7 protein-coding genes and 1 pseudogene are annotated in these 7,553 nt (G+C 31.6%); 6 read left to right on the forward strand and 2 right to left on the reverse strand.

Annotated elements, in window-relative coordinates; all coding sequences use genetic code 11:
* Nucleotides 1–362: 362 nt before the first annotated feature.
* Entirely contained in the window at nt 363–1,019 is a 657-nt protein-coding gene (locus ACHZC3_RS10875; protein ID WP_394759881.1) for an MBL fold metallo-hydrolase, read from the forward strand.
* A 127-nt stretch (nt 1,020–1,146) separates the two neighbouring features.
* Nucleotides 1,147–1,515, forward strand: coding sequence for a hypothetical protein (locus ACHZC3_RS10880; protein WP_394759882.1), 369 nt, complete (start codon nt 1,147–1,149; stop codon nt 1,513–1,515).
* A gap of 265 nt (nt 1,516–1,780) precedes the next feature.
* On the opposite strand, the gene upp is transcribed toward ACHZC3_RS10880, so the two are convergent.
* Entirely contained in the window at nt 1,781–2,434 is a 654-nt protein-coding gene (gene upp / locus ACHZC3_RS10885) for a uracil phosphoribosyltransferase (protein WP_394759883.1), read from the reverse strand.
* Between the two features lie 77 nt (nt 2,435–2,511).
* Here upp and ACHZC3_RS10890 point away from each other — a divergent pair, with 77 nt between their 5' ends.
* Both ACHZC3_RS10890 and ACHZC3_RS10895 read left to right on the forward strand, forming a co-directional pair.
* Entirely contained in the window at nt 2,512–3,117 is a 606-nt protein-coding gene (locus tag ACHZC3_RS10890) for a DUF4254 domain-containing protein (protein WP_394759884.1), read from the forward strand.
* A gap of 141 nt (nt 3,118–3,258) precedes the next feature.
* On the forward strand, nt 3,259–4,254 hold the full coding sequence (locus tag ACHZC3_RS10895; protein ID WP_394759887.1) for a glycosyltransferase family 9 protein: 996 nt from the start codon (nt 3,259–3,261) through the stop codon (nt 4,252–4,254).
* A 19-nt stretch (nt 4,255–4,273) separates the two neighbouring features.
* Here ACHZC3_RS10895 and ACHZC3_RS10900 read toward each other — a convergent pair whose 3' ends face one another.
* A complete protein-coding gene (locus ACHZC3_RS10900) occupies nt 4,274–6,079 on the reverse strand; it encodes a GNAT family N-acyltransferase (RefSeq protein WP_394759885.1) in 1,806 nt (601 codons plus the stop codon).
* A 195-nt stretch (nt 6,080–6,274) separates the two neighbouring features.
* Here ACHZC3_RS10900 and ACHZC3_RS10905 point away from each other — a divergent pair, with 195 nt between their 5' ends.
* Together ACHZC3_RS10905 and ACHZC3_RS10910 are read left to right on the forward strand one after the other, a co-directional pair.
* Entirely contained in the window at nt 6,275–7,036 is a 762-nt protein-coding gene (locus ACHZC3_RS10905) for an exodeoxyribonuclease III (RefSeq protein ID WP_394759886.1), read from the forward strand.
* 30 nt (nt 7,037–7,066) lie between these two features.
* Nucleotides 7,067–7,553: pseudogene (locus tag ACHZC3_RS10910) on the forward strand (cell envelope biogenesis protein OmpA); the annotation flags it as partial.

A 7,553-nucleotide genomic window follows, 5' to 3' on the forward strand; every position in this document is an offset into this window, starting at 1 on the left:
TTAATGTTGCTTACAAGCCAGTAGAAATAAACGGTAGCAAAATGAAAGAAATTTTATACGGAATTAATGAGTAAGATTAAAAACAGCTTATAACTTATCCCCATAAGCTAAATAACCGATGGCTCGGATATGTTCAACGGTCGATAGCGCGGATTTGCAATCCGAGCCATCGGGTTGCAAATCCGCGCTATCTGGGAAAATAACGATGCATAACAGCTGTCACGAACTCATTGCGGTTTTACGGTAGCTTAATAATTTTTCATCACGAAAATTCATTATCTTGGCGGAAAGAACTCAGCTCGCTTTATTCCACAACGCGGCGTCGCAGCGAAACGTTAACTATAATGTTAAAAAAAACTCAAATGAAATACACTTATAAAAATACAATTGTCTCTATTTTATTTATTATTCTTACAAATTTTAGTTTTGGACAAACAAACGAAATTAAAATAACATTTATTGGAAACGCTGGTTTTCATATGACAGACGGAAATACGAATATTTATTTTGACTTTCCTTACAAATCTGGAGCATATGGATATATGACTTATGACGAAACTGAATTGAATAAAATTAAAGATAACTCGATCTTCATTTTTACACACAAACACGCAGACCATTATTCTAAAAAAATAGTAAAAAAATTAAACGGCAAAATTTACTCTGGTAGTAATCGAAAAAAAATAAGCAGACTTGAAAAAGATATTTCTGACTTCAAAATAAAGTCATTCAGAACAAAACATAGATTTTCATTTAACCATTATTCGTACATTATTGACTGGCATGGAAAGAAATTTTTTATTTCAGGAGACACAGAACACCCTGAAACTATTGGATTAATTAAAGGAATTGATTATGCTTTTATTCCTACATGGATTTTATTCTACGCCAAAGAAAAAAATATTACCATTGATGCAAAAACTAAAGTTTTGTATCATCTTTATCCAAATCAAAAAGTAGAAGAAAAACCAACTACTGATTTTATTATATTCGATAAACAAGGAATGAACATAAAATAGATTTGTGTTTTTTATTAAAAATTATTTAACAAAGTGTGAGGAAAAACAGTAAAATTTGTAAATCTATAAGAATTACTTTTGCTTGCAAAGTTTAGGATTACCAATAAATCGAATACATTAAAAGCTTATGAAAAAATCAATTATTTATATATTTCTAATTTCATTTCTATTACAAAGCTGTTATAGCTATAAAAATATAGATTTAAACAAAACTCCTTTATTAGTGGGAAAAAAATATAAAATTAAAAAAGATAATAAATTTGTAAAAGCCAGTTTAGTAGTTCTAAACGATAGTATAGCTAACTTCAAAATGGGAAGAGAAGAAAAACAAATTTCTTTAGTTGAGATTAAAGAGATCAAAGTAAGAAAAGTCGATCCAGTAAAAATAACTAGTCTTGTTGTGTTTCCTCTACTAATTGTTCTACTAATTGGAGACCAATTATCAAAATCACGCTCTTGGGAATACAACCCAAAAGGAAATACAAGTCCAATGTAAACTTATTTTAAAAACCAAAGACTTCTTTAATAGATTTAGACATTACAATAAAACAACAAACTATGAAAAATTCAATATTAATTTTATTCATCATTATGCTTGCAGGGCTGCTTCTCCCACGACACTTTTATAATAAAGTGTTCCATTTAAGGAATTGTGATTGAACAGTCGATCAGAAAATCATCAAATAGCAGTAGAGTAAAATTTAAATATAAAATGCAAAAAGCAGTTTTTGATAACTCCAAAAACTGCTTTTTTATTCTAGCTATAACTTATCCCCATAAGCTAAATCTCCAGCATCACCCAAACCAGGAATAATGTAATTTTTTTCGTTTAGTTTTTCGTCTAATGCAGCTACCCAAAGATGACAGTTTTTAGGTAAATTTTCTTCCAGAAATTTAATCCCTTCTGGAGCAGCAATAACGACTGCAATATGAATTTCTTTAGGTTTTTGTTCTAAATGTAGTTTATGCAAAACAGCCACAAGCGATTGACCTGTGGCCAACATTGGGTCTATTAAAATTAGATTTTTTCCTGCAAAAGAAGGAGCCGCTTGGTATTCGACTAAAATCTCGAAAGCATCATCATTGTTGTAATGATGTCTGTAGGCGGAAACAAATCCGTTTTCGGCACTATCAAAAAAGTTCATAAAACCAGTATGCAACGCTAATCCGGCCCGAAGAATAGAACACAAAACAACATTGTCTGCAATAGTCGTCGTTTTTTTTATTCCTAGTGGCGTTTGAACATCAATATCTTTATAGGACAAAGTTTTACTTAATTCATAGGCCATTATTTCACCAATACGTTCAATATTTTTACGAAAACGCATGCTGTCTTTTTGAATATTTACATCACGTATTTGTGCCAAAAAATGATTGAGAATACTGTTTTGTTCTGAGATATAATGAATGTGCATTTTATGAAAATTAGCCGTTAATTTGGTTTGATAAAGGTATAAAAAGTATATTTGTATTCAATAAAATACTAAAAAATATGTTTTCACAATTTGCCTTTCCCATTTTTGAACAAAGCATCAATGATTATCACAAATTTGATAACGTAGATCAACCCATAGCAAACCCGTATCCAAAAGAGAAAATAGAACATTTGTTGTATGCTAAAAACTGGGTAGATACTGTTCAGTGGCATTATGAAGACATTATTCGTGATCCAAATATAGATCCAGTCGAAGCTTTAGTTCTTAAAAGAAAAATCGATGCTTCTAACCAAGTTCGTACCGATATGGTCGAATATATTGATAGTTATTTTCTTCAAAAATACACTTCAGTAAATGTAAAACCATCTGCAAAAATCAACTCAGAAAGTCCAGCTTGGGCCTTTGATAGATTGTCTATTCTAGCACTTAAAATTTATCATATGAACGAAGAAGCAACTCGTGAAGAAGCTTCTGTAGAACATAGAGCAAAATGTCAAGAGAAACTAAATGTTTTGTTAGAACAAAAGAAAGATTTGACCACTGCAATAGATGATTTACTAACAGATATTGAATCTGGAGCTAAATATATGAAAGTATACAAACAAATGAAAATGTACAACGACGATGAGTTGAATCCTGTTTTGTATCAGAATAAGAAATAAACACCTATTTTGTCATTTCGACGAATGAGAAATCTCATTAAGTTTATGATTATGTGATTTCTCCTTCGTCGAAATGACAAATTTAATATCATTTTTTTGTCAAAAAAAATTAAACACATTCTAGTAATTCGGCTTTCAGCAATGGGAGATGTCGCCATGACGGTTCCAGTTTTGAGAGCCTTTGTTTTGCAACATCCTGATGTGAAAATTACGGTGGTTTCCCGACCATTTTTCAAACCTTTTTTTGATACAATTCCCAACATACATTTTTTTGGTGTTGATGTAAATAAAAAACACAAAGGATTCTTGGGATTAATAAGGTTGTTTTTCGATTTAAAAAAATTAAATATTGATGTTGTTGCCGATTTGCATAATGTTATTCGGTCTAAAACGATTAGAAAATTATTTCTTCTAATGGGAAAAATAGTAGCTGCTTCAAACAAAGGAAGAGCCGATAAAAAGGCATTAACAAGAGCTGAAAATAAAATTTTCAAACCACTAAAAACAATGTTCGAAGTGCATTGTGATACTTTTAAAAAATTAGGTTTTCCAATAGATTTAAGTAATCCCGTTTTTCCAAAAAGCGCAATTTTATCAGAAAAAACAATTTCAGTTGTTGGAAATAAAAATGAAAAATGGATAGGGATTGCTCCTTTCGCACAATATGAAAGCAAGGTTTATCCGTTAGATTTGATGCAGGAAACTATAAATGATTTATCAAAAAATCTTGATTGTAAAATTTTACTTTTTGGCGGTGGTGAAAAAGAAATAAAACAGTTGAATTCGCTTTCAGAAAACAATGAAAACGTACTAAATGTTGCAGGAAAAATTACGTTTCAAGAAGAGTTAGATTTAATTTCAAATCTTGATATTATGCTTTCTATGGATTCTGGCAATGCACATATTGCAGCAATGTTGGGTATAAAAGTAATTACACTTTGGGGCGCAACACATCCTTTTGCTGGTTTCTCTCCGTTTAATCAACCATTAGAAAATGCATTGGTATCTGATAGAGAAAAATACCCGTTATTACCAACATCGGTTTATGGTAACAAAAGAATAGCGGGTTATGAAGATGTCATGCGAACTATTTTACCTACAACGATTGTAGAAAAAACAAGAAAAGAAATTAATTGAAAAAGATATTTTTCTACAGTTAATTAATCTCCTTTTCTGCTAATTTTCGTTCCAATTCTGCTTGAAATTCTTCCATAACGGGTTTCATGGTACTTTCTGGAATATCTGCAATTCGTATATACATTAAACCATCGACAGCATTATTAAACAACGGATCTACGTTAAACGCAACTACTTTTGCATTTTGTTTGATGTATTTTTTTATTAAAACAGGCAAACGCAAACTACCAGGTTCTAGTTCGTCTAGTATTTTATCAAATTTTACCAAATCGGCTTCAGCTTCATTAAAAATAAAATCTTTATCGGCGTCTTTTAGTTTTACTTTATACTCTTTTTTAGGGTGAATATATTGTGCAACATACGGATCATAGTAGTTAGATTTCATGAATTCAATCATCAATGATTTCGAAAAATCAGAAAATTGATTGCTTATACTCACGCCACCTATCAAGAAAGTATGCTCAGGATGACGCAATGTAGTATGCACAATTCCTTTCCAAAGTAGAAACAATGGCATTGGTTTTTGCTGGTAATCCTTAATAATAAATGCTCTGCCCATTTCGATAGATTTACTCATCATATCATACAATTCAGGCTCGAAACGGAACAAATCTTGAAGATAAAATCCATCTATTCCATATTTTGCAAAAATTTCTGATCCCAATCCCATTCTGTAAGCACCCGCAATTACTTTTGCTTCTGAGTCCCACAAGAATAAATGGTGGTAGTGTTTGTCGAACTTGTCAATATCGATAGATTCGTTTGTGCCTTCGCCTACTTCTCTAAAAGTAATCTCACGCAAACGTCCTATTTCGTGTAAAACATTAGGAATATCATTGGCCTCAGCAAAAAACACTTCATAATTTTTACTTTCTAATAACCTATCTCCTTTTTCACGAAGAGTATCAATTTCGCTAATCATTTTTTCTCGATTGGCACCAGTAACAATTTCTTTAGGGTTTTTTGGTAATTTTAAACTAGGAACTGTAAGTAATTTGCTTTCTTTCTCGAAGGCATTTGCCAACATATAGGTCTTTTTGCGTAAAAACTCTGAGTAAGCTTCGATGGTTTCATGCTCGTTTTGTTCGGCTACAGAAATTGGTTTTCCTATACGAACCTTAATCACTCTGTCTTTTTGAGTTAATAATTCCGATGGCAATTTAGCAGTACGCAAAGTGTCGCTTAATTTAGAAAGAAAATAAAAAAACTTACTGTTTTTAGCGTGAAAATAGATAGGAACAACTGGCACTTGGGCTTTTCGTATTACTTTAATAGCGCCTTCTTCCCATGGTTTATCTACCATGATTTTACCATCTCTATAAGTAGAAACTTCTCCTGCAGGAAACATCCCCAATGGTTTTCCGTCTCTAAGATGACGAAGCGTTTCCTTAATTCCTATCACGCTTGATTTAGCATCTTTGTGATCCTCAAAAGGATTTACAGGCATGATATAAGGCTTCATTGGTTCTATTCTATGAAGTAAAAAGTTAGCAATAATCCTAAAATTAGGCTCTTTTTCGAGCATTAATTTTAGCAGTAAAATACCATCAATTCCTCCTAGAGGATGGTTAGAAACCGTAATATATGCTCCGTCTTTTGGTAACCTTTTTAGATCTTCTTGATGAATTTCGAACTTAATTTGAAATTCATCCAAAATAGCATTCAGAAATTCAACATCTTGTAAATGTTTATTCCTGTTGTAAATTTTATTAAGCGTAGAAATTTTAAGGGTTTTCATGAGTAACCAACCCGAGAAAGTTCCCAAAATTCCATATTTATCGGCGTTTATTGCTTTTGCAACTTCTTTAGCGGTTACTAAACCCATTTAGTTCTGAATTTTTGGCGAAAAACAAAGATAACAAAAGTTGTTTAATTTTCAGAAAAACTTTCGCCTTAATCTATATTGTTTATTAAATTACTATCGAAATAACATTGATTATAAAGACTTTAAAAGTAAATTAAATTTCTTTTCTAAATTGACTATTTTTTCTATACTTTTGAAAAAACGAATCGTCTAAAAATGAAAATTATTTCATACAATGTAAACGGAATTCGAGCCGCCATTACTAAAGGTTTTCTCGATTGGTTACAAGCTGCAAATCCTGATGTTATTTGTCTTCAGGAAATAAAAGCTACCGAAGATCAAATTCCTGTTATGGAAATAGCATTAGCTGGTTATCCGTACCAATATTATTTTTCTGCACAAAAAAAAGGATATAGTGGTGTAGCAATTTTATCAAAAACAGAACCTAAAAATATTGTTTTTGGAACAGGAGTAGAACACATGGATTTTGAAGGAAGAACTATTCGTGTCGATTTTGATGATATTTCGATTATGAGTTTGTATTTGCCATCTGGAACGAATATCGAAAGATTAGACCATAAATTTATGTTTATGGATGATTTTCAGAACTACATTAACAACCTAAAAACAGAAATCCCGAATCTAGTTATTTGTGGCGATTATAATATTTGTCATGAAGCAATAGATATTCATAATCCGACACAAAATGCTAAAACTTCAGGATTTTTGCCTGAAGAACGTGCTTGGCTAGACGGTTTTATGAAAAGCGGTTTTGTAGATAGTTTCCGTCATTTTAACAAAGAACCACATCATTATTCTTGGTGGAGTTACAGAGCTGGAGCTCGTGGTAACAACAAAGGTTGGCGTATCGATTACAATTTGGTTAGTGAATCACTAAAAGAAAGAATGAAACGAGCAATTATTTTGCCTGAAGCAAAACATTCTGACCATTGTCCCGTTTTAGTAGAAATAGAGTAATTTTAAAATAATAAATAAAACCCCAGAATAATGATAAAGAAAATTTCCTTAGGATTATTAGTATTAGCCATGACAACTTCATGTGTTTCTAAAAAAATATTTGCCGATTTAGAAACAAAATTTGCCGAACTAAAAAAAGAACGAAATTCACTTTCTGATGAAAATGAAAGTTTAAAAACCGCTAAAAATCAGTTTGAATTAGACAACGGAGCACTAAAAACAGAATTGGATAAATTAAAAGCAGAAAGAGACAAACTTGCTTCGGATTATGCTGCTTCAAGTAATAATTTGAAAACGCTGCAAAGTTCATATAACGCTTTAGAGAAAAATAGCGACGAATCTCTAAAAGCAAACCTAGACAAAAACCGTGATTTACTAGCGCAATTGGAAGCTAAAGAAAAAGCATTGGCTGCTGAAAAAGCACGTTTAGGAAAACTAAGTGCCGATTTTAAAGATCGTTCAGACAGAGTAAACGAATTGGAAGCCATGATTGCTGCCAAAGAAGCTTCTATGAAAA

The organism is Flavobacterium sp., assembly GCF_043720215.1.
Lineage (GTDB): Bacteria > Bacteroidota > Bacteroidia > Flavobacteriales > Flavobacteriaceae > Flavobacterium.

What these genes read in the sequence shown, in the direction of transcription:
- ACHZC3_RS10875 (WP_394759881.1), top strand. Translation starts at nt 363, where the DNA reads ATGAAATACACTTATAAAAATACAATTGTCTCTATTTTATTTATTATT.
- ACHZC3_RS10880 (WP_394759882.1), top strand. Translation starts at nt 1,147, where the DNA reads ATGAAAAAATCAATTATTTATATATTTCTAATTTCATTTCTATTACAA.
- upp (WP_394759883.1), bottom strand. Translation starts at nt 2,434, where the DNA reads ATGCACATTCATTATATCTCAGAACAAAACAGTATTCTCAATCATTTT.
- ACHZC3_RS10890 (WP_394759884.1), top strand. Translation starts at nt 2,512, where the DNA reads ATGTTTTCACAATTTGCCTTTCCCATTTTTGAACAAAGCATCAATGAT.
- ACHZC3_RS10895 (WP_394759887.1), top strand. Translation starts at nt 3,259, where the DNA reads ATGGGAGATGTCGCCATGACGGTTCCAGTTTTGAGAGCCTTTGTTTTG.
- ACHZC3_RS10900 (WP_394759885.1), bottom strand. Translation starts at nt 6,079, where the DNA reads ATGGGTTTAGTAACCGCTAAAGAAGTTGCAAAAGCAATAAACGCCGAT.
- ACHZC3_RS10905 (WP_394759886.1), top strand. Translation starts at nt 6,275, where the DNA reads ATGAAAATTATTTCATACAATGTAAACGGAATTCGAGCCGCCATTACT.